This is a genomic window from Bdellovibrio sp. CKG001 (assembly GCF_055397465.1).
In genome coordinates this window covers 633846-657601 of the sequence record NZ_AP029173.1, presented here as the reverse complement: position 1 = coordinate 657601, position 23756 = coordinate 633846, and the positions used below count along the sequence as shown (strand labels likewise).

The 23756-nt window shown below is 49.4% G+C and carries 24 protein-coding genes and 1 pseudogene; 11 read left to right on the top strand and 14 right to left on the bottom strand.

Features of this window, described 5'->3' with window-relative positions:
- Positions 1-33: 33 nt before the first annotated feature.
- The 5 genes from ACZ50P_RS03255 to ACZ50P_RS03235 form a co-directional block, all read right to left on the bottom strand.
- Positions 34-438 (bottom strand): DoxX family protein, encoded by a 405-nt coding sequence (locus ACZ50P_RS03255; protein ID WP_464133392.1) that lies wholly within the window; start codon positions 436-438, stop codon positions 34-36.
- A 94-nt stretch (positions 439-532) separates the two neighbouring features.
- Positions 533-961 (bottom strand): BLUF domain-containing protein, encoded by a 429-nt coding sequence (locus tag ACZ50P_RS03250; protein ID WP_464133390.1) that lies wholly within the window; start codon positions 959-961, stop codon positions 533-535.
- The gene (locus ACZ50P_RS03245) at positions 958-1377 is read right to left on the bottom strand and encodes a MaoC family dehydratase (RefSeq protein WP_374034937.1); all 420 of its coding nucleotides are present in this window, start codon (positions 1375-1377) and stop codon (positions 958-960) included. Before ACZ50P_RS03245 ends, ACZ50P_RS03250 begins: the two co-directional genes overlap by 4 nt.
- An 18-nt stretch (positions 1378-1395) precedes the next feature.
- Positions 1396-2739 (bottom strand): PhoH family protein, encoded by a 1344-nt coding sequence (locus tag ACZ50P_RS03240; protein WP_464133387.1) that lies wholly within the window; start codon positions 2737-2739, stop codon positions 1396-1398.
- Between the two features lie 163 nt (positions 2740-2902).
- Entirely contained in the window at positions 2903-3412 is a 510-nt protein-coding gene (locus ACZ50P_RS03235) for a PilZ domain-containing protein (RefSeq protein WP_464120168.1), read from the bottom strand.
- Positions 3413-3504: 92 nt separating this feature from the next.
- Here ACZ50P_RS03235 and ACZ50P_RS03230 point away from each other — a divergent pair, with 92 nt between their 5' ends.
- The gene (locus ACZ50P_RS03230; protein WP_464133386.1) at positions 3505-4395 is read left to right on the top strand and encodes a TonB family protein; all 891 of its coding nucleotides are present in this window, start codon (positions 3505-3507) and stop codon (positions 4393-4395) included.
- Here ACZ50P_RS03230 and ACZ50P_RS03225 read toward each other — a convergent pair.
- Together ACZ50P_RS03225 and msrB are read right to left on the bottom strand one after the other, a co-directional pair.
- The gene (locus ACZ50P_RS03225; protein WP_464133383.1) at positions 4392-5111 is read right to left on the bottom strand and encodes a DUF3750 domain-containing protein; all 720 of its coding nucleotides are present in this window, start codon (positions 5109-5111) and stop codon (positions 4392-4394) included. The two genes, ACZ50P_RS03230 and ACZ50P_RS03225, sit on opposite strands and share 4 nt — an antisense overlap.
- A 63-nt stretch (positions 5112-5174) precedes the next feature.
- Positions 5175-5561: pseudogene (gene msrB / locus ACZ50P_RS03220) on the bottom strand (peptide-methionine (R)-S-oxide reductase MsrB); the annotation flags it as partial.
- Between the two features lie 119 nt (positions 5562-5680).
- Here msrB and ACZ50P_RS03215 point away from each other — a divergent pair.
- From ACZ50P_RS03215 to ACZ50P_RS03175, 9 genes are all read left to right on the top strand, one after another.
- Entirely contained in the window at positions 5681-6253 is a 573-nt protein-coding gene (locus ACZ50P_RS03215; RefSeq protein WP_464120164.1) for an outer membrane beta-barrel protein, read from the top strand.
- Positions 6241-7305, top strand: a complete 1065-nt coding sequence (locus tag ACZ50P_RS03210; RefSeq protein ID WP_464133381.1) for an aminopeptidase — start codon at positions 6241-6243, stop codon at positions 7303-7305. Before ACZ50P_RS03215 ends, ACZ50P_RS03210 begins: the two co-directional genes overlap by 13 nt.
- A 251-nt stretch (positions 7306-7556) precedes the next feature.
- Entirely contained in the window at positions 7557-8093 is a 537-nt protein-coding gene (locus ACZ50P_RS03205; protein ID WP_464120162.1) for a protease, read from the top strand.
- A 21-nt stretch (positions 8094-8114) separates the two neighbouring features.
- Entirely contained in the window at positions 8115-10823 is a 2709-nt protein-coding gene (locus tag ACZ50P_RS03200; RefSeq protein ID WP_464133380.1) for a hypothetical protein, read from the top strand.
- Between the two features lie 3 nt (positions 10824-10826).
- On the top strand, positions 10827-11408 hold the full coding sequence (locus tag ACZ50P_RS03195) for a cation-transporting ATPase (RefSeq protein WP_464133378.1): 582 nt from the start codon (positions 10827-10829) through the stop codon (positions 11406-11408).
- Between the two features lie 32 nt (positions 11409-11440).
- Complete coding sequence (locus ACZ50P_RS03190; RefSeq protein ID WP_464133375.1) at positions 11441-12577, top strand: protease; 1137 nt, start codon at positions 11441-11443, stop codon at positions 12575-12577.
- Positions 12578-12609: 32 nt separating this feature from the next.
- On the top strand, positions 12610-14190 hold the full coding sequence (locus ACZ50P_RS03185) for a hypothetical protein (RefSeq protein WP_464133373.1): 1581 nt from the start codon (positions 12610-12612) through the stop codon (positions 14188-14190).
- Positions 14187-15227: a hypothetical protein gene (locus ACZ50P_RS03180; protein ID WP_464133371.1), complete on the top strand. Its 1041-nt coding sequence runs from the start codon at positions 14187-14189 to the stop codon at positions 15225-15227. The genes ACZ50P_RS03185 and ACZ50P_RS03180 overlap by 4 nt, the downstream gene beginning before the upstream one ends.
- Before the next feature lie 4 nt (positions 15228-15231).
- Positions 15232-16449: a hypothetical protein gene (locus ACZ50P_RS03175; protein WP_464133369.1), complete on the top strand. Its 1218-nt coding sequence runs from the start codon at positions 15232-15234 to the stop codon at positions 16447-16449.
- A gap of 1 nt (position 16450) precedes the next feature.
- Here the strand turns inward: ACZ50P_RS03175 and ACZ50P_RS03170 are convergent, their stop codons facing one another.
- From ACZ50P_RS03170 to ACZ50P_RS03160, 3 genes are read right to left on the bottom strand one after another with little or no spacing between them, the layout of a single operon-like run.
- Entirely contained in the window at positions 16451-16936 is a 486-nt protein-coding gene (locus tag ACZ50P_RS03170; protein ID WP_464133367.1) for a hypothetical protein, read from the bottom strand.
- Positions 16937-16960: 24 nt separating this feature from the next.
- Positions 16961-17440, bottom strand: a complete 480-nt coding sequence (locus ACZ50P_RS03165; RefSeq protein WP_464120154.1) for a hypothetical protein — start codon at positions 17438-17440, stop codon at positions 16961-16963.
- Positions 17441-17449: 9 nt separating this feature from the next.
- Positions 17450-18070, bottom strand: a complete 621-nt coding sequence (locus ACZ50P_RS03160; RefSeq protein ID WP_464120153.1) for an RNA polymerase sigma factor — start codon at positions 18068-18070, stop codon at positions 17450-17452.
- Positions 18071-18432: 362 nt separating this feature from the next.
- Between ACZ50P_RS03160 and ACZ50P_RS03155 the strand changes: the two genes are divergently transcribed.
- Positions 18433-18783, top strand: coding sequence for a hypothetical protein (locus ACZ50P_RS03155; RefSeq protein ID WP_464133365.1), 351 nt, complete (start codon positions 18433-18435; stop codon positions 18781-18783).
- 2 nt (positions 18784-18785) lie between these two features.
- Here the strand turns inward: ACZ50P_RS03155 and ACZ50P_RS03150 are convergent, their stop codons facing one another.
- From ACZ50P_RS03150 to ACZ50P_RS03135, 4 genes are all read right to left on the bottom strand, one after another.
- Positions 18786-19718, bottom strand: coding sequence for a diguanylate cyclase (locus ACZ50P_RS03150; protein ID WP_464120151.1), 933 nt, complete (start codon positions 19716-19718; stop codon positions 18786-18788).
- Positions 19719-19755: 37 nt separating this feature from the next.
- Positions 19756-20973 (bottom strand): glucose-6-phosphate isomerase, encoded by a 1218-nt coding sequence (locus ACZ50P_RS03145; RefSeq protein ID WP_464120150.1) that lies wholly within the window; start codon positions 20971-20973, stop codon positions 19756-19758.
- 223 nt (positions 20974-21196) lie between these two features.
- Positions 21197-22336, bottom strand: coding sequence for a hypothetical protein (locus ACZ50P_RS03140; RefSeq protein WP_464120149.1), 1140 nt, complete (start codon positions 22334-22336; stop codon positions 21197-21199).
- Between the two features lies 1 nt (position 22337).
- Positions 22338-23681 carry a hypothetical protein gene (locus ACZ50P_RS03135; RefSeq protein ID WP_464120148.1) on the bottom strand — a complete coding sequence of 448 codons (1344 nt, stop codon included), beginning with the start codon at positions 23679-23681 and terminating at the stop codon, positions 22338-22340.
- Between the last annotated feature and the right edge of the window lie 75 nt (positions 23682-23756).

Sequence of the window (23756 nt, the reverse complement as noted above, 5' to 3'; positions counted from 1 at the left end):
ACAACGCAGTCAGGTGGGCCTTTTTAGCGTTTTTTACTTAGAGGTAAGTTTGTGATCGATGGACCAGCGACCAGCACCGTGAATTACGAAGAACAAGCTGGCGAACAGATACAAAAGCGACATTTCCTTTTTAATAAACGGATCGGCCGCGTGGACCCCAAAAGCTGCAACGGCCATCGTGAACACCACAAACGCTGCTGCAGGACGAGTCAGAAGACCCAACGCCAACAAAATTCCACCGACAAACTCAGCTAGGCCCGCACACCAAGCGAAAAACTCTGGCATAGGGAACCCCAGAGAAGCGACCCCACTCACCAGCATCTCTGGCGGGGGCAACTTACCCAAACCGTGAGAGAACGCCATCGCCAGACCGATGAACACACGTAAAATCGTCAGTGCCATATCGTCATACTTGGTGTTGAAATTTCTTGAAGACATGATTTTTTTAAATAGAGATGTCATGAGGAAAACCTTTCTTTCGATGTTTAACTAATGATGCATTGGCGATCCCAAAAAAGAACCAGGAACCTTTTTACTTCAAATCAGGGGCAGAGGCGCGGAATTTTCTCAGAATCGGCATAATCAGATTTTTCTTAGTCATGCCACCTTCCAAAACCGCTTCAAACAAATCCACCAAATGCTGCGTGGAGTTCGTCGAAATGTCTCCGTCGTAAAAGGCCATGGACCAACCCTCAAAAAGGCGGTCGGCACTTTCTGTTTCAATCATCACGCGGATAGAGTAATTGCGATCATCTTCACGGATTCTGTTTAATATATCCCGAACGTCTTTTTCTGCGCCTTCCAGAAGCTGCAAAAAGAATCCATCCCGAAAAATCAGCAGGCCGGTAATGCCCAGGGCGGTGTTGTTCCGCCGGGACACATCGAGGATCTCACGGATGTCCGTGTAACTAAGATCCTCGGCTGCCTTGCTGTAGTAGACAAGATGGAAAACGGAACTCATATGCCTGCAGGACCAGTGGATGACATCATGATAACAGCATCACCCTTCACCACAACATCGCCATTCAGCTTCGCGACGTTGGTTTCAACAGTGGCGATGCCTTTTTCTTTTCGAAGACCTGTGATTTTGATGGTGATCACAATCGTATCATCAACAAAAACAGGATTTACGAATTTCATGTTTTGCGCCAGATAAATGCCACCCTGACCAATGCCATCAACAAGCGCTCTGGAAATCAGAGCGCCGACGATCATACCGTGTGCGATACGACGACCAAAACGTGTCTTTGATGCATATTCATCGTTCAAATGAATAGGATTGTGGTCTCCGGATAGCTCCGCAAATTGCTGGATCATTTTGTCCGTCACTTGCACAGTTACCTTTGCTTCGAATCCTACATCAATCACTTCAGCCATGAAAAAACTCCTAAAAAACTACAAGATATTAGCTGCCAGTTCAGCCAGCTCAGATCTTTCACCTTTCGTCAGAGTCACATGGGCAGCAATTGGATGCCCTTTGAATCTTTCGACCGCGTAAGTCAAACCACTGTTCGCGGAATCCACGTAAGGATTGTCGATCTGATAAACGTCACCCGTGAGGACAACCTTCGTCCCACGACCGGCACGCGTAACAATTGTCTTGATCTCGTGCGGAGTCAAGTTTTGTGCTTCGTCGACGATCAGGTATTGCTTCGGAATGCTGCGACCGCGAATGTAAGTCAGCGGCTCAATGTTCAACATCCCTTGATTGATCAATTCCTGTGCACGGCCCGCAGCTTTTTTGTCCGCACCCATCAAGAACTCAACGTTATCAAAGATAGGTTGCATCCAAGGATTCAATTTCTGCTCGATGTCACCCGGAAGGTAACCGATATCGCGACCCATCGGGAAGATCGGACGAGAAACCAACAATCTTTGGAACTGACCTTGATCCAAAGTTTTATGAAGACCCGCCGCGATTGCCATCAAGGTTTTACCTGTACCGGCTTTACCCACCAGCGATACGAACATAATTTCATCATTCAACAAACAGTCTAATGCGAAGGCTTGCTCGACATTTCGTGCATGAATACCCCAGATCGAATCGGCCGCCTGCATCAAAGGCACAATCGCTTTTTCAGCCAGGCTGTAACGACCAATCGCCGAGTGATTCGGATTCGCCGTGTCTTTCATGATCACGTACTGATTACCGTAAAGTTTCACATCCGTGACGAAACGTTTTTCTTTGTAGAAAGCATCAATCTGGTCAGGTGACACCATGATTTCTTGATAACCTTCATACAGATCATCACGGTTGATGTCGTTGGCATCGTAGTCATTGGCGATGACTCCATAAACGTCAGCCTTGATACGAAGATTGATGTCCTTGGTGATCAGCTCCACCTTGTAGCGCGGATGCTGCTTCTGCAAAGCCAACGCCGTATTCAGAATACGGTTGTCCGCTTTTTGGTGATCCAGTTCTGATGGCATACCTGCCAACATCAGATCCGTGTTGATGTAGACCATCGTTTCTGAATTGTCGATCTGAACACCACTGGCCAAGGAACCCTTGGAGCGCAAAACGTCGATAAAGCGGCTGAACTGACGGGCATTGCGTCCGTTCTCACCCTGATCTCTTTTGAACTTGTCCACTTCCTCGATAACAGAGATAGGGATATGAACATCTGCCTCTCCAAATCTCAAGATTGCCTGAGAATCGAAAAGGATTACGTTCGTATCGACCACGATTTTTCTGCGTTTTGCTTTACTCAATGGACACCCTCCGTAGTTATAGTCCATGTGATCTGCCGCTTGAGAGCTGCAGATACTCCACAGCTAAATTGCAACAAATCGCAGGACCAAAGTCCACGTAAAAAGCATCACTAAGCAGACAGGTCAAAATCACCGTCTGAAAAATAAAAAAGCGAGGGGACTGTGATCCCCTCGCCAGTTATCAAAATTTTTAGGAAATATGAGATACGAGCACGTCGCCCGTGTCGGTTTTCAGACTTGCACTGACGTTTTCAATGAACTTCACAAAATGATGAAGTGCAACATCATTCATCGTGCCCTTTACAAAGCCCGCACCATGACGAACAACGCCTTCGTCTTCAATCGCACGGCTGTTGGACACAACAATCGTGAATGGGAAGTACGTTGAATGATTCAGGTACACGCGCATTGCCACTTCATCCCCTGGCGCAAAACCACCATCGGCCAACTCCAGGTCAAAGGCCATCCCGTTTTCTGAGATGTCATACAAAGCGGCCTTCAAAAGACCCCTTTCAGGCAATACGACAAAAGCTCCTACAAATTCAGTTAAAATGGTTCTTTTTACATCACGGCGATCGCGGCTCAGAATCTCTTGACGAGCCTCCGTAATGTCGAGCACCTCCGCACGAGCCTCAATTCCCTTTTTTTCTGAAGAATTTTGAGATCTTAGGCGTGGTGTGATATCCAGAATTTTCCCCATTTGTCCCCCTGTGACCTAATTCTTATCGGCAGGATGTGTTTCAACTTTAGCCGTCTTGCCCTTAGGTCTAGTTTCGGCTTAAAATGAGACACATGGCGGTTGTCAGGGCGATTCTATGCAGTTTTATGTTCCATTTGCTGGTTATCATCGGCCTGATCTGGCTTGCGCCCAAACTGCAAATGCCCGAACCCGAAGTGATCGAAGTCACTCTTTCCCCAGAACAGGAAATCCTGCAGGCGCTCAAACCCAAAGATCGCAGCGTGGTTCGTCAGGCTTTGGTTCCCGAAAAGGTGAAACTTCCCGAAGACGACACGCTGGCGCGATTTCTCTCTGAAAAAAATCAGCGCGTGAAAGAAGAAACTCAAGCTGCGAAAACCGGGATGACTCAAAACCGCAGCAACCGTGACAGCAGCGTTCCACAACAAGACCCCAACAAAGCTCCTCAAGTGGCCGAACAAAAACGCGAGCAGCTCAAGACTGAAGAAACCGACAAAGATGGCTATCGCAATGTGGATATCAGCAAAGAACTGGCTGAAATGAAGCGCTTCAATGATGGTTATTCCTCCGTCGGTGAATCTCTTCCCACGGACGTCAAGGTGGGCTCGTTCACCGCCCTGAACACGGACCGCTATTTGTTCTACACATTCTATGCACGCGTGGAAGAGCTGATTCGCTTCCGTTGGGAGACCCGGGTCCAGCAGGCCATCGACAGTTTCGATCGCATTGATCGTATCAACGCTGGCAACCGCAACTGGGTGACTCAGGCCGAGTTCATTCTGGATAAAAATGGAAACCTAAGATCGGCTTTGATCATGAAAAGTTCAGGCATTAAAAACTTTGATATGGCCGCGATCAATGCCTTTAAAGAGGCCCGCATCTTCCCCAATCCCCCGCAAGAGATGGTCAAAGAAGATGGCTTTATTCATCTGGTGTTTTCATTCACAGTGCGCTACAGCCCCCCAGCTCTGGTGAACCGCAACTAAGGCTTGTCGGTCATTCCCACCCTGCCGACCATCGGAAGCTTCAAGGCCGGACGCCAGAAGTCGACACCGAAATTCAGACCCAGCAAATTAATCTCCACGCCTTCATGCAGCCCCACGGTCAACCCCAGCATTCCCAGCAGTGAAAACTGCACGCCAGTTCCGGACTCACTCCAACCCACGACATCAGCATCGTTGATCCAGTCCTTGCCGATGGCGTTGGGAGGAAGCTCCACCGTCAACTCGGGAACATTGCGAATGATATGTGAAATGAAAGTGTTGCTGTTCGGACCCGGATAAGCCCGGTAGGTGTTTTTATAAACATAGTTCCGCGCCAGTTCGTCAATCTTGGGAATGGCCGCCTCGGCCCTTTCGCCACGCAGATCCTCGATAAGTTCGGGCTTGGCTCCAAACCAGTGACGGTCCGGGATGTCGTTTTCGATTCTGACGGACTCCAGCCCCCGCTTCACGCGCCAGCCGATCACGTGATAGGTGGTGTATTGGGAAGCGTCTTTGGCTTTGGTTGCAATCCAGGAGTGAACGGAAAAGTACCCGCGCCAGCTGAAGGTGCGTGCCGCATAGACCTGCACCACGGCCTGCTTTTCTTCCTGAGGGGTCGGCGCCAGATGAGCGCTTTCACGCGTGGCGGTTCGCCAATCCTGAGCAAAAACTTGAGAACCCCAAACGAACAAAGAAAGAAAAAGTCCGAACATTTTCATCGTCACATTATGGACGATTTTCCCTTCCTTGCGGAAAAAAAATGCTGAGCCCGCCTCAGCACATCAGGACTTCTTGGGAATAAAACGCAAAGACGCCGAATTGATACAATAGCGCAAACCTGTCGGGCCGGGGCCATCGTCAAACACATGCCCCAAATGCGAATTGGAATCCCTGGAGCGCACTTCAATCCGGGTCATACCATGGGAATGATCCACAATTTCCTGCACAGCCGCCTTGTCAATAGGGCGTGTGAAGCTGGGCCACCCCGTTCCGGAATCAAACTTGTCCTGACTTGAAAAAAGGGGCGTGCCAGAAATCGCATCGACATAAACCCCCTCTTCATGATGATTCCAATAAGCATTTTGAAAAGGTCTTTCCGTGCCGTTTTGGACCATGATTTGAAATTGTTCAGGGGTCAGTAGTTTTCGCAGTTCCGCCTCATCCGAGGGCAATCCGCATTTTAAAATCTTTCCATCCATACTTTAGTTTTACCCGGTCCAGCAGCTTTAGTCCAGAGTGTGAATGAGGACATGTCGTTCGCCATTCAACCTTGCTAAGATCTAAGGATATGAAGAAGTTTTTATCTCTGACCACTCTGGCCGTTTTACTGTCAACTTCCCTGCCCGCACACGCCCTGTTTACCGAACTCGGGCTTTCCTACGGAAGAAAAACCACCACGTTCGACCAAGACAACTCCTTCGACTCTGAGTCCATCACCGGCTCGCTTTCTCTTTACTTCCTAGAGCGAATGGCGCTGGAGCTCAGCTACACCGATGCCAAAGGTGTGCGCGAAGAAAAAGCCAGTGCAAGTGATGCTCGTCGTACCACGACTCAAAAATCACAAATCCTGGGGGCCGATTTAATTCTGACCTTTGCCGACCGTAAAGCGCTTTTCCAGCCCTACATCAAAGGCGGCGGAGCCCAGATCAGTCGATTCCAACAAATCAAGATCGAAGGGCAGGACACCTATACCATTGAACCTGAAAGTGTCACCGTGCCCAGCTACGGAGCCGGTTTGAAAATTCAAGTGACCGAGTCACTGGGAATCAAGCTGAGCTATGATGTCTGGAAAACACCCATCGGTGGCGGCCTGCAAACGGATGACAGCTCCGTGCGTGCGGGTGTGACTTGGGCTCTATAAAACAGCTCCTTCCGGTGACTCTGCTGGCAATGGCCCTGCTCAATAGTGGCTGCCAGATGGGCTATCTGATGAAGTCAGGGTACGGCCAGATGAAACTTCTTGGCAGTCGCGTTCCTCTGAACGAAGCGCTGGAAGATCCGAACCTGGACGAAGCAAAGAAAAGAAAATTGCGTCTGGCCGAGGAAGCCCGCGTGTTTGCCGAGCGGGAGCTGCATCTGGCCACCTCTAAGAATTACACCGCTTATGTCGAACTCGGGCGTCCCTACGTCACCTACGTCGTCAGTGCCGCTCCGAAGTGGGAACTGAAGCACTATCAGTGGTCGTATCCCTTTATGGGGAAAATGCCCTACAAGGGTTTCTTCAATGAAGCCGATGCTGTGGAAGAGGAAAGATCCCTGCAGCAAGAAGGGCTGGACACCTACATGCGCGGTGTTTCTGCCTATAGCACCCTGGGATGGTTCAACGACCCTATTCTGAGTTCGATGCTTCGCTATGACGACTATGATCTGGTCAACACCATCATTCATGAAACCGTGCACGCCACTTTGTACATCAAACATGCAGCGGACTTCAACGAACGCCTGGCGACCTTTCTGGGTAACAAGGGGGCCGAACTGTTCTATCTGAAAAAAGAAGGAGCTGACTCAAAAACCCTGAAGCAGATACAGCTGGAAAATGAAGACAATAAACTGTTTTCCACCTTCATTTCCTCTGAGCTAAAACTACTGGAACAATGGTACAAAGAACTTCCACCCGACGAGCGAAAAGAAGAAAAACGCAGCGAACGCATTCGTGAAATCCAAAAGAAATTTGCCGCAGAAGTCATTCCGCAACTGAAGACCGACAACTACAAAAAATTCGGCGAGGCCCGCCTCAACAACGCCCGCCTTCTGGTTTATAAAACCTACCTTCAGGATCTCAGTGACTTTGAATCTCTCTACAACCTGGTAGGACAAGACTACTCAAAATTCATTGAAAGTTGCCGCAGCCTTGAAAAAACTCAAGATCCAGCCTCCGCCCTCAAGGCTATCCTTGCAAAAATGCAACAATAGAGACCATTTTCCGTGTCTAAAAATGGTCAAACATTCACATTCTCCTGTGAAAATTTAAACAAATAAAAGTTTCTAAAACGACATAGCCCATTCGGGCTACTCCATGCGGTAAAAAATTCTTTACACTCGCCAAGTTTACAGTGGCGAAACGTGAGGATTAGGACTAAAACCCAACCACTTTTTAAAAACCTGTCAGGAATCAAAGGTACGTGCACGGCACCTGACGGATCACAAAAAAATCGGAGAGCAATATGAAATTGAAGTTCCTTGCTGCAGGCCTTGTCGCCTTGGCAATGTCCCTGAACGTTCACGCAGATGAATTCGACGGTGGCAGCCCAGATTACGATCCTCGTCCCAACCCACACTACTCTGAAGCCGAGATTCAACGAAAGATCGAAAACGAAATGGCCGTTGCTTGCCGAGGCAACCTTTGCTCTATCGTGGGCACCGATGGTCACGGCGAAGGTTGGACTGTCAGCTTCCAGGTTGGCTACGGTAACAACCCAAACTCCGGCGGCAACAACTTCTACATCGGTGATGGCAAAGGCTCTCAACAGCAGGATGGCTCCGATTACTACGCGGGCATCACTGTGACTTACAAGAACTACTCCTGTAACTCCACCCTGCGTGTGACTCCATCCGTTTATCGCTTCGTGAACACCTACATGTACAACATGGTGAACTCTGACGGCTCTACAAAACGCAATTTCTCTCCGGCTGATCAGACTGTGATCCTGTTCTACACAACGATGTTGAACAAAGTTGATAACTGCAAAGCACTAAACTAATTGCTCACTGACTGAGGACTCATGAGGATCACCGCAAAGATCTCAATTCTAATTTCCGGATTTATTCTGGCAGGATTCGTCCCTGGAATGGCGCTGGCACAGGTGCCAGCGCACCAGACGACACTTCTGAGTCCTCTGAATTTCACCAACAGAGCGCAATGTGCCTTGGATGCTGACAAACCGACTTCGTCAGTTTTGGTGATGATCGATGGTTACAACGCTGGGAAACTGGCTAACTCCGTCGCAAAACTTCAGGGCTTTGCCCCGGAAGAGTACAGTAACAAGGCCATGAAAGAATTCCGTCTTTCTGTGGCTTACATGACCCTGAATATCATGAACAAAATGATTCGTGGCCACTTGCCGGTTTTGCCAACGAATCTGAAAACGGCCCAGCTTACCAAGTATGTGGGCGCCTCCCAACGATGTGAAAAAGCCGGCAACAACTGCAGCGATATGAACGATTATCTGGCGGGCATCTGGGCCCGAGCTGGCAAACGTGCGGACCTGACCGCTTATGATCGCTTCACCCAGGACAACTTCCCTCTGCATGCTTCCAAGGACCGCCTGGGCTGCTACTACATTAAAAAATTCTCGGCCCTGCAAGGGCACCTTCACAACTCCGAGGTCAACAAAGCCAATTTGCAGGATATCGCCCTGGCGTATCTGAACGAGGCGGACTATCTGACGGGCTGCTTTGATTCTGATGACAAACTGCCGAATCGTTTTGTGACTTTGCAAATCGACTGGGAGACCAACAAAAACTCTCTTGAAATTCAGGGCTTCGATTTCTGGAACAGCCTGAAGATCTATCTTTCCTGGGCATGGCGCAACACCAATGAAGTGGAAATGCTAAGCCCTTCCTTTGGTCGTTTGTTCCGCTCTATCGCGCTGGAAGAATCCATCATGTTCTCTCCAAACGGCTGCAAGAGCATGACCAAGCCTTCCTGTGACAGCGAATATCTTTCCGTCAACAGTGTTCGTGAACTGGCAAAACTCAGTGACTCCGTGACTCCGGAACAATTCGACAATGTCCCGGTAGGCACCGAACTGGAGCTTCTTGAAAAAGGCGTTCGTGGCGTCAACAACGACTTCCTGGGCACGCAGTCTCACGACACAGCTCAGGGTTGGCTGTCTAATTTCCGCAAGAACCTGATTCAGTCTCGTGCGCTGATCAAAACCAAATATCAGGCGGCCACCATGCATCTGAATCTGTTGCAGGATCAGTTGGGCGTGGATCTCTTGACCCATGGATTGAACAAAGAACTGGCCTCCAATACTTCATCGGAAAACCTGATGAACGAGCTTTATTATCTGTGCACGGAAGTGCGCCTGGCCGGTGATAACTCTTTGGATTTCCTTAAATCCAATATCGACCGTATTGCTGAACTTAAAAACATGACTCAGATGCAGTATTCCGAAAGAAGACCCATCAAAGAGCACATTGATTTCTTCAACAAGCTTGCCGCTCCGATTCTGGCGACCTGCAATCAGCTTGAAAAACAAAACTTCTGGAATAAACCCGGCTACACCGTCAGCAAAAACGGTTTTTCCGCCTGGGCCAAAGAAATGCTGCAAATCGGTCCAGATCCCGAGGCCGCTCCGTTTGTGCCAGCCACATTCTCTGGAATGCCAACTCTTTCCTGGAGCAGTCAGACTGTCGGCGGCGCTCAAGCCCTCTGCAGCAGCTCCATTGACTGCGCCCGTTTGGCCGTGAAAAGCGTTGTCGATCTTTATGCGGTTTCCGTCTATGCGGATGCGTTGATCCCACTGGCTGGCAAATCCTCAGATCCCAATCTGTTCAACCCGTATGCGGAACTGACGACTTGCAAAATGTATGATCCGTGGTTCCAAACCCAGCGCATGAACAAGGTCTTCATGATTGATCTTGCCAACACAGCCCTTTTCGGCTGGAACATCCTTCCCATCTATCTGGATGTGAATTTCACCGCCCCGAAAGTGGTGTCGTTCAATCAATTGATGAAGAATGGGGTTCTGAAGTTTGATCCTCGCCTTGAAAAATCCAAAGCACAAACTTCGCTGGTTGCTGATTTCGGTCCTTTGCTGGGAGCCCCTTGTGCGGTGTCCTTGAACACCAACGGGATCAAGCACTATAACTTCTATTCATTCACAGGTCTGACCGTGAACTACTGCGATTCCAAACAAAAAAGCGAAGTCATCTCGTTGAAAGCAACAGACTTCGCCAACGGGGCCAGCACCGAGCGTTCTTTCTGCGGCGGTTGCACCTTGAATTTCACTGCGGTGGCAGCGGCCTCTACAGCGAGCTGGAGTGGTGGCGTGAACCCTGCCAAGTTCATCGTTTATCTGTTCCGCACCTTCCAGAAGTACTTCAAGGCAAAAAAAGACAAGGTTAACATTCCGCGTGGATGGACAGTGAACCCGGCTTATGCCGCCGAGGTTTACAAAAAGTATGGCGAGATCCCTACTCACTGCGTGGACATGCTGGGAAAAGGCCTCAACTGCTTCGCGGACACGTGTGCCGCCAAAGCGGCTCAGTACTTTGAGCAGACCTATAATGCCAAGGTTCACAGCGCCTACATCCACAATAACGGGGACTACCAAGGTTTGAGCACGGACACTGTCCTAAGAACCAATCTTTGCGAAGGTGATATTTCTATCACCGCATACTGCAACGAAAACCGACTTGAGAAGTTCCGGGTCACGAATGTTTATGGCTGGAGCAAAAGCTGCCGCAGAGCTTTGGGGAAATAGACTATGAAGCATTTTTTGACCGCCCTTATTCTGCTAGGAACCATGAACGCCCAGGCCTGGACTATTGAATCCAAAGTCCAAGTGGGGCCCAAAGGGGAATTCATCGACACCGTGACTTTGTTCTGCCGGGCTGATGAAAGCCTGTGTGAAACCGTCTGCAGTGACAAAAACGCCTGCCACAAAGAACAGGAGCTTTGCTTCAACTGCCTGGGCACAGCCAACCCGGTTCTGCGCACAGTCTTCACTGAGGTGGACCGTCTTTATCGCAACACCCTTCAGGCTGTTCCGGTGCAGGATACGGCCAAAGTTTTTAAAAGCAGTCACGTCTTTATTGCGGCTCGAAGCATTTATAACTTCTATTCGGCTATCGACAGCGTTGAAGTGCAGACTCGTTTCCAGAATCTGTGCCCCAACCCTTCCGCGCAGCCGTTGCTGGTTCTGGAAAAGAACCTCAACAATGAGCCGACTCGTATCAAGTACGTCATCTGTGACGGTACGGGTCCTTATAATCAGGAAATGCAGGTGCTGGAATACTCACCCCGAGTCGAATCCGGCGCCCAAGAAATTAAGTTAAACAAACCTTAAAAACAGAACGTTAGATCAACAAGGAGAAAACAATGACTAACATTATGAAATTCGCAGCAGTAGCTATGCTATTGATCTCTGCACAAAGCGCGAACGCAATTTCTTTGCGTTTCAAATTCAAAACATTCAGCTCTGGTCCAAGCATCTATGCTTGTAACGCGGGTATCCGTGCAGCAGCTCAAACTGGCAAAGTTTGCTACAACCAAACAACAGGTGCTTCCTGTACTCCAACTGCGTGTGACACAGCCAAAGAAATCTGTGACACTCAGTGCGTGTGCTCTGGCACAAACGGCGGCGACACTTTGATGAACTACATGAAAGTTAGCTATGCTCCTTGGACAGATCACCCTTCTGCTGGTTCCGCTGGTCAAGCTTTCACTAACACTGTAACTAGATCTTCTGAAGACGGTGGTGCTTGGAACGCATTGTTCAACGGCAGCAACGGCGAAAACGAAGCCTATGGCAACCGCATCGGTGACCTTTCTTTCAACTTGGGTTCTGAGCTTTATATTGCTGAGTACTTCGTTGATATCTGCTATCGTGGTCCACAAATCGAGTACAATGCTGACAATGTTGTTGCTAACTTCAACATCATCGCTCAGGTTTCTGCAACTGACTTCCTGAACTCTGCAGTTGGTCATGCTCAAGACGGCACTGGCGCTGTGGGCACTCCTGGCTTGGAACAAGCTACTGCTGACGCTTTGAAATACACGAAGCTTTCCGGTCTTCAAGTAAAAGCACACGTAGTATGTGACCAACAAGGTTTGGGCAGCTTGCAAAATGCAGCTAACAACCAGGGTTACTATGACACAACAATCAACGAAGCGACTTTCCAATTCAACGCTTCCAAAGCAACTGAGAAGCTTGCTGGTGATTTGTTCGCAACGGCTACTCCTGCTTCCTCTTCCGCATTCGGCACAACTGACTTCGGTAGCGGTGCTTTGAACCTGAACTTCTCCGGTCTTCAGTCTGCTGGTGGCAACAACGGTCAATGGTTGAACGTAAACAACACAAAAACTCCACGTTTCTGCAAAGTTAGATATGTATTCACTGAGACAAACGGCCGTCAGACTTTGAACTCTGCAAACGCATTGAAGTTCAACCTGAGAAAATGGCAACGTCACGGTGCTGAGCTTTGCACTCACACAACTATTGAAGAAGTTCACTAGTTACTGATACCGGATTACTCCAAGAGGCTGTTATGAAATCAAATGTTGTAAAAATATTTACCTTCGCAACTCTTCTTGGAGTTCTGGTCTCTGCTTCTTCGGGCTTTGCGGCCTGCAGAATGCAGAATCTCGGTGCCTTGAACATCTTTTTGAATTCCGAAACAGGTGCCGTTGGACGATTCTCCAACGGTGCCAAGACTTCCCAAGTTCCCTCTCTTGTTGAACACTGTGCTGCTACTGACGGTCCTTTCCTGATGTTGGCAGTCGGCATTGTTTCACCTCAGGTGGATGCCAACTTTTCCGATTTGGTGTTTGACGGTAAAATGGAAGCACCCCGCTGCTCCTTTAAATACTCTCCGTTCCAGCTTAAGGAACCGATTTATCCCACAGCCAGTCTGGTGGCACGACAGCATCAGATCCTGAAATCATGCACCTATCTTTCGGTTGCTGATCTCGAAGGCCGCGCTTTAAATTTCAAAGTTGATCAAAAAGCCTGCAAAGTCACCAATGACAACCGCGGCTACATTCGCATGGAAGGCGACTATTGCTTCCTAAGACTAAGACCCTTCAACCGAGTTTCCATCAGTGTGGCTCTGAAGGATGAATGTCGAAGTCCTGAGTTCCTCAAAACTCATGGCATCAATCCCCAGGACATACCCTTTGCACTTAACTCTTATCTTTCCGGGGACGACTCCGGTCTGAGCCCTGATTTGACGGCCCTGGGTACACGCCAAGGACGTCTTTATATTCAACCCTCTGAGCAACTTATGGCGTTGACCGAAGACAATGGTGAAGAGAATCCACGTTTCCCAACCGACTTCATGGTTGACACACACATGGGCAACATCAGCATCACGGGGCAAAACAACACCTACACTATCATCACATCTTTGGCGGCTTCAAACCTTGGCCAGAACAGCTGCAAGCAAGGCAACTGCTCGACCCCAAATAACTTCATGGCTCCGGTTGCGGCAGAGATGGAACTGTATCGCATTGCCACCAACGGCAAAAAAGAACTTGTCGATTCATGGTGGTATGCTGACTTTATCTTCCCACAATGGCAGGGCCTATTAAAAACGGTCCCTCATAATCTGCAAGAAACTCACATCGAAGCCGGTGACGAATACGAATTAGTCACTCTGTTCGTTGACCCCCTTGACGACTTTACCATGGCAACTCAAGACTTCTTCCAGTTCCTGATCAATATCCAGGGAACGCTGGGAACTGCGGGCATCGACCCTATCAGTTCTTTGCCGGGTTTCACGAGCAGTCGCGGCTTAAGACCGGTTGCAGGTTTGCCCTCTTTGAGTTCAGGCGATGCCAATCAAATCGTAGAGCAGGCTATTCAGTCCCTGCGCATGTTTGGCGACAACAACCAATGGCCGTCTTATTACAAAAAAGTCTGCAATCCGTCCAAGTCATCCTGTGCTGATGCCGGGAAGACTAAATTCTACTCCAAGCTAACAACGCGCTTTAAGGTTCTGGAGGCAGACGCGTCATCTGGGGCCCTGAAACTGGGTCAGTATACTTACAAACGTGAATCTCCAGTGCTGGGCAACTATACACAATCTTTCCAACAAGACCCTGCTGTAAACTGTGAGGCCCCAAAATGATTCGTCTTTTTACTGCTATACTCTTGACCTTGGGAGTAAGCCTGCAGGCCTTTTCCAAGGTGAATATCAAAAATAAAAAAGACGAACCCCTTCCAAATGGAACATATTCGGAAGATATTTACTTGTGCAATCTGGGAATTTCTCACCCACGGCAACCGGCTCAGAATTCCGGGGCCTGCGAAAACCCCCTTTGCCAGTCAGAAGTCATCACCAACCCGATGGCGGGAAGTGACTCCCTGACCTTCGAACTTTCTGATCGTCACAACAATCCGATCGATAAAGATGTACTGGTGTCTTCGTCGGAGCCTCAAGTTTATTCCCCTCCACAAACCCAGTGGTTTAACAACATTACCGAGCTGACTGTGAACTTGGCCAGTGAGCACTATGGAGCCACCTACCACCTTGATTTCTGCTATCTGGGGCCGGTGTATGAAACGCCTTCCAAAAATGGAATTTGCGACAAGGGACTTAAAAAAAGCAATGGCAATTGCTATGGCCAGTTCAAGAATCCTGACCATGCCAACGACCCTGAAAGTGTCGACAATGAAAACCCTGGAAATGGAAACGGCCCCGGGGGCAATGGCAATGGCAATGGCAATGGCAATGGCAATGGCAATGGCAATGGTGGTTCCAATCCGTTGGAAGACTTGTCAATTGGTAAATACAGCATCCAAACTCTTTTGGGGGCAACGAACCGCAAATACATTCAGAATTCGGGCCTGCAAGTTCGCTCTTACTATGTTTGTGAATACCGCAGCAACGGCGGGCCGCGTGAGTTGAACGAAGTGTCCGCTCCGGGCCTGATGTTGGGTAATTCCAGCGCGCCTTTCATGAACTTCCCTTCTCTGCAAGTGACATTCTATCGTCTGCTTTTGAATTCAAACCCGATGAATGTGCCTCGTTTCTGCCTGATTCGTTTCGAATTCCAGGAAACCAGCCAGGCCCCCCGCAAGAACACAGAAGATCAGGTTGAATTCACCGTCGGCACCGACATCATCAAAGAGGCCACGGAATCCTCCTGGCCCGGATTGAACTAACACGATGAAACAGCTGGTTCTTTGGTCGTTGTTTCTTCTGCTGCCGTCGTGGGGACATGCTGCCGTGTGGAGCATCCAGCAATCGTGGACTCCACAGCATGAAGTGGCCTTTTCAGTTTTCATTGAAAAAGAATTTCACGCCGAGATCTTTTCATCCCCCACTTCGCCATTCTATGGTCTGAAAACTGACTGTGCAGATGCCGTCTATGCCGCGCGAATTATCTTTGCGGCGAAAAATGGTCTGCCGGTTCAATTTGCCGACCCGACTAAAAGTGGCAGCTACATCACGCAGAAGATGTCTCGCTGGGATCATCTGCCCGAGGCACAGCGCCTGCGCGGCTTTCTGGAATATGTCAGCGATCTCAGCTCCACCTACACGCTGGAGCTGGACACCTATCACGTGCAGATTTCCAAAGAAGGCTTCCGCCCAGGTGTGATCTTCCTAAGCCCCCACCTGTCGGACGAGGAAAAGCGCCGCACGGGCTTTAATGGCGGACATGCAGAGTATGTCAAATCCATCACCGACACCGGTTTTGTGGAGGTGATTTCATCAACCTCTCCGAGGCTGGTGCGCACTTTGAGTCAGAGCAAAAATCCGTATATGGCACCGCTTTTAAAAAGAGCCGGTTACAGAATCTGGAAGCAACCTGGTCACTATGGCCAGCGCCCGGAAAATCTGCCCAATTTCGGTTTGAATCAGTTTGAGCTTGCGGACTGGGCACCGCTAAAACTGATCAACCGCCGACAGATCTTTCAATGGCACGAAGAAATCCGTCGACTGCTGCGCACGCGCATCCCGACTTTTGAAGAACGTGTGGATGTCGTCGTGGAAAGTATCTGTGGCCTGCTAAAAACTCGCGCCAAGCTGGTTCATCAGGGATGGAGCCAAGTCGCCAGCAATGGCAACCGCTGCCTGTCGGGTGACTTGCGTGACGAGTTCTCAACCGACAGCCGCGACAAACGCATCCGGGATGCTTACCTGCAAGTGCGCGATCTTTATGACTGGAAGAAAAGAACTGATGGCGATGCCGATCTGGCCGGTGATATCAGCGATGGCCAGGCTCTACTGGAACAGTGCCGCTTTGAGCACTGGCCCGGCCGACAGACATCTGCATGGGAGATGGCCTCCAGATCCCTTCAAGGGGAACTGGTTTCTTCAGCAGACTATGCCCCCGCCGTGCGCTGGGGGGATCGACGTCCTGCCGGGAAAGACTGCCGCTAGTTTATTTTTCCTCGATCAGCTTGGGTGCAGGCAGCGGCTTGGTGGCCTTGGGGTTGCCCTCAGGATTAGTCAGCATCGTCTTTATTCGATTGGTAAGATCCTGCTTGATTTGCAGATACTGCACCATGCGCTCTGGCCCCAGCAGAGTCTTAAGCTTGTCGAACTCTTCCTCGCTCATCCGACCATAACTCTGCAAGGATTTGCGATAAGAGGTCAGTTCCTCTTCCTTGGCTTTGGCCGTCGCTGCTTTATTCATCCTTTCAACAGAAACCTGAAGCTCCTGGTTGAATTGGGCTTTCTTTTTATTGATCTCCCGGACGATGTCGGAAAACTTCTTTTCCTCAGCGGTGTTGAGCTTGAGCTCATCGCTCAGTTTCCAGATTAATAGTTCTTCGAGTTGGTTGCGTTTCTCCGCAGCGTGGGCCGCCACGGAGAAAGCCGAATTTAGACAGAAAATTGAAAGTAAGAACAGAGTCAGTCTGCGCACGTCTTATCACCCGAAGTCAGGGTGTTAGCGTCCGCTTTCACCCATGATTTTATTGAATTTATCTACAGATAAATTTTCGAATGATTCGCGAGCTACGTCCATAAAAAAGTCAGATTCGCTCTGCGTGGAGATCAAGGTCTGGGAAATTTCCTCTGGGGACAAAAGGGCCTCAGAGACAATTCTTTCATGGCCATCACTCAGCAGGCCGGCGCGGGTCATCGTCTGGTTTACTTTTGACACCTGAGGGATCAAAAGTGACGCCAGTACGAACAGGGATGCTACGCCGCTGACGGGATAAAGCCATCCTCGCCAGTGCGAGCGCAGCAAGTTTCTGGGGGTCATCAACACGGGGGTGGGTTGAATCACGGTTTGTTCAACCTCAGCCATGATCTTGTCGTGCAAACGATCGAAGAAATCATCGTTCATGGGCAGTTCAAGATCATCGGCTGACTTCAACCCCTTTCGCACTTTATCCATGCGATCCATACGGTCCACTTTGTCCATGTGCTATTCCTATCCTTCTGCTTCCGCAAATCTCTGGTTTACTTCGAGGAAGAAGCCACCTACTTCTTCCGTCCAGTTTTTGAGCTCTGATTGTTGCTCAAAAGTCTGACGAAGTTTCATCAACGCATGTCTGTAATTCGCCTTCGCTGTGTCGTATGGACATTCCATGATATCAGCGATCTCGTTAAAGCTGAGATCCTCGTAAACACGAAGAACCAGGGCTGTTTTCTGTTTAAATGGCAACTTTTCTACTTCATTCTTAAGAATGTCAGAAACCGCCGTATGAACCAGTGTCGTTTCAGCTTCCGCATCCACTGCCAACTGAACATCATCGATATCCACGGTGTCTCTTTTCCACTCGCGAATTTTGTTCCTGGCAGTGTTCACTGCAATCTGGAACAACCAGCTCTTGAAAGAAGCGCGACCTTCAAAGGTATTGAGCTTCTCGTAAGCTTTGATGAACGCTTCTTGCGTCACATCCTCCGCTGTGTCCATGTCCTTTACAAACCTCAAACTCAACCGCAGCACACTTCTTTGATGTCGTTTCACGAGTTCGGAAAAAGAACGTCTGTCCCCAGACTTAACTTTTTCTACCAGTTCAAGATCCGTCACGTTTAGATCTCTCTCCATACTTTGACTCGTTTCTGTCTAAATTCGGTTAACGTCCTGAATTTTTTTCCCAGAAGAGCCATTCTGCCCCCCTCAGCCCCCGGTAAATTCGCCCCCAAACCCGCGGTGCCTACACTCTTTCACTACTGCAACGATGATGCCTAAATGACAGGAGTCAAAGTGGCTCTAAATATATGAAATATCTTAGAAATTACGCATTTTGTTATGACGCCCATAAGCATCACTTATGGGCTGGACCAAGGTCTATAACGTTGCATTCTGCTTTCTGCGCAGCAGTGTCTGACCCGTCCTCTATATAATATGTTAAAGCCGCCGGCTTTCTTGGATAGAGTTTCAGGGAGCCCTTAAAAACAGGAGGCCTCGTGAAACACCTGTCTGTCTGCCTTTTACTGATTCTGCTTTCTTCGCTGAGCCATGCCACCAGTGTGCGCGCTTTCCGCATTTATTCTGTGCGGGAGCTGACCCCTGTTGTGGATCGCTATTACGGTCAGGATGGTTCTGCCTTTGCGACCTTGTTCTGCAATGACAAAACGTCTGAGGTCATGTTTGTGGACAGCCGTTATTCTGATCTGGATGGCAAAGTGTTTTATTTCAGTTCGCAGGAAGCCTGTGCAGAGGCCCGCCGAGTTGCCAAAACCAGCCGCTGTGGCGCAGATCTGGTTTTGAATACAACAACCACCGGAGCCGCCATTACAGCAGCCCGATGCAAATAGTTTTATGAAACAATCGTGGTGCGGTTACGGCCGCCCTGTTTGGATTGGTACAAGGCCTTATCGGCACGGTCGTATACTTGAGTCCACTCGGTCTCGTTCGGAAGTTTTGTGGCAACCCCAACAGAGATTGTCACCGGAATCTTCTTCCCTTCAAAAACAAAGTCATGGGCCTCAATAGTCTGGCGAATACGCTCGCCGACTTCGCCAGCAGTCTTTGACGGAGATCCGGACAACAGCAAGACGAACTCTTCTCCGCCATAACGGGCAAAGAAGTCATTGGAACGAATCAGTTTCGTGATCACGATACGGCACAGCTCTTTGAGAACATAGTCACCGCCCGGGTGACCAAAGCTGTCGTTGATTTTCTTAAAGTGATCAATATCAAAAGTCACAAGGCTGAAGGGTTCATTCAGAACTTCGGCGCGCTTCATGGCCTCAGGTCCCTTATCCAAAAGAGCCCCTTTGGAATGAGCCCCGGTCAAAGCATCCTTCTGCGCACGATCGTACATCGCCGCGTTGGTCATGGCTTCAATACTGCCTTTTTCCAGGAACTTGAAAATCACGTTACCAGTTTTGATCTGATCATTGTTTTTCAGAAGACAAGAGGCCAAAGGCGGAATCACCTGTCCATTCACGATAGTTTTATTGGTGGAGCCCAAATCAATGACAGACACTTCACTTCCGTTCACGGCAAATTTCGCGTGAGAACGGCTTAAACTTTTATCATCAATGTAAACCTGGCTTTCAACAGAGCGGCCAATCACAATGTCACTGGCCGTGATGGGATATTGTTTTCCGACGTAACCCGGAGGTCCAATCAATACAACAATTGCCGGAGGCACATCATCGGCCTCCTTCAAACGACCTTTGAAGGTGTCGCTGGCAACAATACTGGTTTTTTCTAAGTTGTCTGAATTGTCATCATTGTGAGCCATAGGAAAAAGTATAAGTCCCCGAGGCGACGAATGACAATCATGCTTTCTTCAATTTCTCTTTCGCTAGTCTCTTGCCCAGCTCGACACCGGGTTGATTGAAAGCGTCGATCTGCAGATATTCCCCCAGACCCGCAACAACCAGCTGCCAGTACATGAACATGTACCCCAGACTGTGTTCGTCTAGGACCTTCGTCTTAAGAGTCATCGTTGAAATCCCATTTTGACTCAAAGCCTCTTGCGTGGCCAAACATTCTGCCCGCAGAAGCTCACCCATCGTACGACCTTGAAGATCCTGCGTTTCTTTAAATTGAGCCCGATGAATTCGCTGAGAGCCGCCTTCGGATTCCTCCACACGTTGGAAGATCACAAACTTGTCTTTCGTGCCTTCCATCACCTGCTGCAAAATGGAGTGCTGATCTGAAGCCCCCACCGCACACATCGGAGTGCTGACGCGTGCTGCTGGTTTCCCGTCACGTGTGACAGGCTTCCCCAAAGACTCTGCCCAAAGTTGCTGATACCAAGCTCCGAATGATTTCATACGGGAATTATAGATCCACAACAACGTGATCCATTCATCCCGCTGATAACTTTGCACCACTTGCGCCATGGTCTGAGTAATCACCGCCGTATCGTTCAGGGCCCGCATCGCGCCCACACGGAATTTTTCCAGGTCCAAGCCCAGGAAAGCCGCCGGCATCATTCCCACAGGAGAGAGCACAGAAAAACGCCCTCCGATATCCAGTGGGATTTCACAAATAGCCACAGAATTATCACGCGCCCACTTGGTCAGACTGCTGTCTTTGGTTTCAGAAATAACAACACTGTTGCGTGCAAGGGACAGCCCTTCCTCCTGATAGATCTGATCCACCAGTTCCAGAGCACACAAGGATTCAATCGTCGTTCCGCTTTTGGAGATAAACGCCCAGGCGACATCTTTCAGATCGCCCAGTTCCTCGATCATGGCTTCAAAATCCAAAGCATCGACATTGTCGACAAAGTACATGTTGCGAGCGCGAAAAACCTCGGCAATCACACGAGTGCCCAGAGAACTTCCGCCAAGACCGACAATCACCAGTTTCTTAAACTTCTCTGCCAGCTCCGTACCCACTTTATAGGACTGCTGCCACAAAGAAACCCGCTCCATCAGTTGCGGAAATCCAATCTCTTTGCGCTGTAAAAACAACTTCAAAGACTCCTGACACTTCCCCAAAACAACTGGATCCACCTTATGCAGCCCCTGAGTAATCTCCAACATACCAATGTCTCTTTTCTGAAATATTAAAATCCTGTTTTAAAAAAAGGGATTATACCCAAAGCTGAAGGTCAATCAAAACGGTCCAAGCGCACAAAAATGCCCTGGCATTTTTGAGGCGAAGCCCACGCGGAGGGAAACCCTCGCAGCGCAGGCGTGCTCAAAGCACGTCGGAGCGAGAAGGTTTTCCGACAACGCAGTCGATCGGGCTGTTTTCATCGGCCGGTTAGGAAATGGCTACGTCTTCTTCGATTTTGTGATAACCCTTCCACTCCTTCAAACGCCCTCGCGGTCGTCCTCCGTCCTCCGGGTACTCGATAAGAACATAGGTCAGCTTCGTGATTTTTCCCAAAGACACGATATCCAAAGATGTGACTTCAGTCCATGTTCCTGTGTTGAAATATTCTTTATTCTCTGACCACTGGCGATACTGATAGACGTGCGTGTGGCCAAAAACCACAGTGTGGACACGTTCATCGTTCAGAATCTTGCGGGCGGATTCGCTCAGATCAGGGAAAATGGCACTTTCGGCGATCACCTGGATGATCCGCTTTAAGGGCCAATGGCGTCGAGGATCCTTCACAAAGGCACTTTTAATAAAGTATCCCACGGCCATAAAGAAGGCCTTGATCATGGTCCCTGTTTCATTCAGGAAAGCCCAGCGCAACATCTTTCCGAATGGACGAATCTTGTCCACATGCGGATAGTGCTGCTTGATCTTCAGCACGACCTCCAGGAAAAAGTGAGATCCAAAAGGCAGATTCAAGATGGGCTCCACCAGATCCTTTTTCAGGAAGAATTTCTTGGGGTCCATGCGATTGGCGGCCTCGTGCATGTGACCATGCTCGATGTGCACGCCATCAAAGAAGTACACGATATTTTTAAAACGAATCGGCGTGCCAATAACCTGATTCAGGTAAGCACGACAAGCGGGCCACAACATGCCTTGGTCATGATTGCCAACGATATAGGTGATGGTGTTCCCGGGTTTGGCGGCAAATTCGGCCAGCGCGGCGAAAACATTGCGATGACCGTTCACGCAGTCTTTCAGAATTTCAAGAGTGACCGCTTCTGTGATCACAGAAAGAAAATGCCCTTTGTAGTCGCACTGCAGGAAATTCAGGAAGTCGCCGTTGATAATCAATTCAACTTCGTAGTCACGATAGATACCGGTGGAATAGTAGTGGATGAACTCCACCAGTTTTTCACCATAGTAGAATTCTTCCAGCGAGTTGATCCCGCCCTGTTCCAATAGGCGACCCTTCCCCAAATGGAGATCACTGATAATGACCTTAACCTTTTTAATGGGAGCGGGCTTCGCGACGGCGGTGCCTTCGCTACTCTCAACCTGGGAAGTGGCTTCCATACTACTCAGCTTTCTTCAACGGAACGAGATTCTCTTCCTTCGCCTCCAGGTTCGTCAAAGCCAAACGCAGTGCGCGCTCGGTTCGTTTGACCTGATCCTGATTGGCCTCGATCGTCTTGTTAAGCTCAAGACATTTCTTACGGTAATTATCGAGTTCCTGAGAGAGCTGATCAATCTTTCTTTTCTGTTCTAAAATATACTCATCTTTGGACCGAACAAGGGCGGACTTTTCCGCACGGAGCAATTCCAGGCGGTTTTCCAGCTCCCGTTCGCGAACGCGGATCTTCTTGAAGTCGGATTTTAGTCTAGCTTCAAGCTCTTCCACCTTGATGCGGGCCTTGGCCACTTCATTTTCTTTGTACTGAAGGTTGCCCTTCAGAATCAGAATCTCGCTTTGTGCGGATTCCTGCATTTCAATTTTTTCTTTTTCAATCTCGGAAATACGGACGGTCAGGTCATCCGTGCGGGAGCGGATGATTTCGCCGGCAGAAGCCAGTTCTTCATTTTCCGCACGCAGGAATTCCACTTCCTTTTCCAGTTCCAGAATGCGCTGCTGCGCCAGCTTCAGGTTTTCAGCCTGAGCCAGACTGGCATCCACGGACGTCATCACGTTGGCAGAGCCACGGCTGCCACGGAAATTACCCACGCTGACCTTAACATCCACTTCCGGAGCCTTGCGGGCACCGACACGGGCATTGGCAAAACCTTCAACCGCCACAGTCTTGTCGGCATCAGTGCCTACCACAGAACTGGTCGCACCAAAATCCTGCTGTATGGAAACTGTTTTATCTTCCCCCGCCGGAGCCGGAGAACTAAAGACCGGACGAGTGGAGTCATCATCCATCGTCGGAGTCGGAGGGGATGCAAGATCCTCAGCGGACTGATAGCCCGCATCTGCGGAAGGACCGTCAAAACGCTCCTCCTCACCCACGGACGGGCCCACCATGAAACGCTCGGAGGCTGGTATATCACCAAACCCTTCGGGCATTTCAAAGTCACCAACATCCTCTGAATCTTCAGAGCTTTCAAGAACGGCCTCTTTGAAAGAGCCCTCGTAAGAACTTGCTTCGGGATCTGCCGAATAGTCTGCCCCACCAATAAATTCTGAGGCATCCAGTTCCTTGCTGGGATCTTTGCCGATATCTTTTTCAAGACTGTCCCAAAGATTCCCGGCCGAGGTTTTCTCCAGACGGTGTTCATCAGCATCAAGACCCGGCAAGCCGGCAAAATCATCATCAGAGCCGCCCGCACGATACGAGGACTCGGATTGAATATCCTTGAGGTCATCCATCAATGACTCAATGAGATTCTCAGCAGCTGAAGATTTCTTTTTCTTTTTGCTCATGTCTAAGGGAAATATCGGAATTTTCCGGTCCTCCCTTTAAGCCTAAAACAAAGCCGGATCAATATCAGGATCTAG

What these genes read in the sequence shown, in the direction of transcription:
- ACZ50P_RS03150 (WP_464120151.1), bottom strand. Translation starts at nt 19,718, where the DNA reads ATGGCTCACAATGATGACAATTCAGACAACTTAGAAAAAACCAGTATT.
- ACZ50P_RS03145 (WP_464120150.1), bottom strand. Translation starts at nt 20,973, where the DNA reads ATGTTGGAGATTACTCAGGGGCTGCATAAGGTGGATCCAGTTGTTTTG.
- ACZ50P_RS03190 (WP_464133375.1), top strand. Translation starts at nt 11,441, where the DNA reads ATGACTAACATTATGAAATTCGCAGCAGTAGCTATGCTATTGATCTCT.
- ACZ50P_RS03175 (WP_464133369.1), top strand. Translation starts at nt 15,232, where the DNA reads ATGAAACAGCTGGTTCTTTGGTCGTTGTTTCTTCTGCTGCCGTCGTGG.
- ACZ50P_RS03225 (WP_464133383.1), bottom strand. Translation starts at nt 5,111, where the DNA reads ATGAAAATGTTCGGACTTTTTCTTTCTTTGTTCGTTTGGGGTTCTCAA.
- ACZ50P_RS03250 (WP_464133390.1), bottom strand. Translation starts at nt 961, where the DNA reads ATGAGTTCCGTTTTCCATCTTGTCTACTACAGCAAGGCAGCCGAGGAT.
- ACZ50P_RS03240 (WP_464133387.1), bottom strand. Translation starts at nt 2,739, where the DNA reads ATGGACTATAACTACGGAGGGTGTCCATTGAGTAAAGCAAAACGCAGA.
- ACZ50P_RS03135 (WP_464120148.1), bottom strand. Translation starts at nt 23,681, where the DNA reads ATGAGCAAAAAGAAAAAGAAATCTTCAGCTGCTGAGAATCTCATTGAG.
- ACZ50P_RS03185 (WP_464133373.1), top strand. Translation starts at nt 12,610, where the DNA reads ATGAAATCAAATGTTGTAAAAATATTTACCTTCGCAACTCTTCTTGGA.
- ACZ50P_RS03230 (WP_464133386.1), top strand. Translation starts at nt 3,505, where the DNA reads ATGGCGGTTGTCAGGGCGATTCTATGCAGTTTTATGTTCCATTTGCTG.
- ACZ50P_RS03160 (WP_464120153.1), bottom strand. Translation starts at nt 18,070, where the DNA reads ATGGAGAGAGATCTAAACGTGACGGATCTTGAACTGGTAGAAAAAGTT.
- ACZ50P_RS03195 (WP_464133378.1), top strand. Translation starts at nt 10,827, where the DNA reads ATGAAGCATTTTTTGACCGCCCTTATTCTGCTAGGAACCATGAACGCC.
- ACZ50P_RS03205 (WP_464120162.1), top strand. Translation starts at nt 7,557, where the DNA reads ATGAAATTGAAGTTCCTTGCTGCAGGCCTTGTCGCCTTGGCAATGTCC.
- ACZ50P_RS03140 (WP_464120149.1), bottom strand. Translation starts at nt 22,336, where the DNA reads ATGGAAGCCACTTCCCAGGTTGAGAGTAGCGAAGGCACCGCCGTCGCG.
- ACZ50P_RS03255 (WP_464133392.1), bottom strand. Translation starts at nt 438, where the DNA reads ATGTCTTCAAGAAATTTCAACACCAAGTATGACGATATGGCACTGACG.
- ACZ50P_RS03245 (WP_374034937.1), bottom strand. Translation starts at nt 1,377, where the DNA reads ATGGCTGAAGTGATTGATGTAGGATTCGAAGCAAAGGTAACTGTGCAA.
- ACZ50P_RS03180 (WP_464133371.1), top strand. Translation starts at nt 14,187, where the DNA reads ATGATTCGTCTTTTTACTGCTATACTCTTGACCTTGGGAGTAAGCCTG.
- ACZ50P_RS03165 (WP_464120154.1), bottom strand. Translation starts at nt 17,440, where the DNA reads ATGGACAAAGTGGACCGTATGGATCGCATGGATAAAGTGCGAAAGGGG.
- ACZ50P_RS03215 (WP_464120164.1), top strand. Translation starts at nt 5,681, where the DNA reads ATGAAGAAGTTTTTATCTCTGACCACTCTGGCCGTTTTACTGTCAACT.
- ACZ50P_RS03200 (WP_464133380.1), top strand. Translation starts at nt 8,115, where the DNA reads ATGAGGATCACCGCAAAGATCTCAATTCTAATTTCCGGATTTATTCTG.
- ACZ50P_RS03235 (WP_464120168.1), bottom strand. Translation starts at nt 3,412, where the DNA reads ATGGGGAAAATTCTGGATATCACACCACGCCTAAGATCTCAAAATTCT.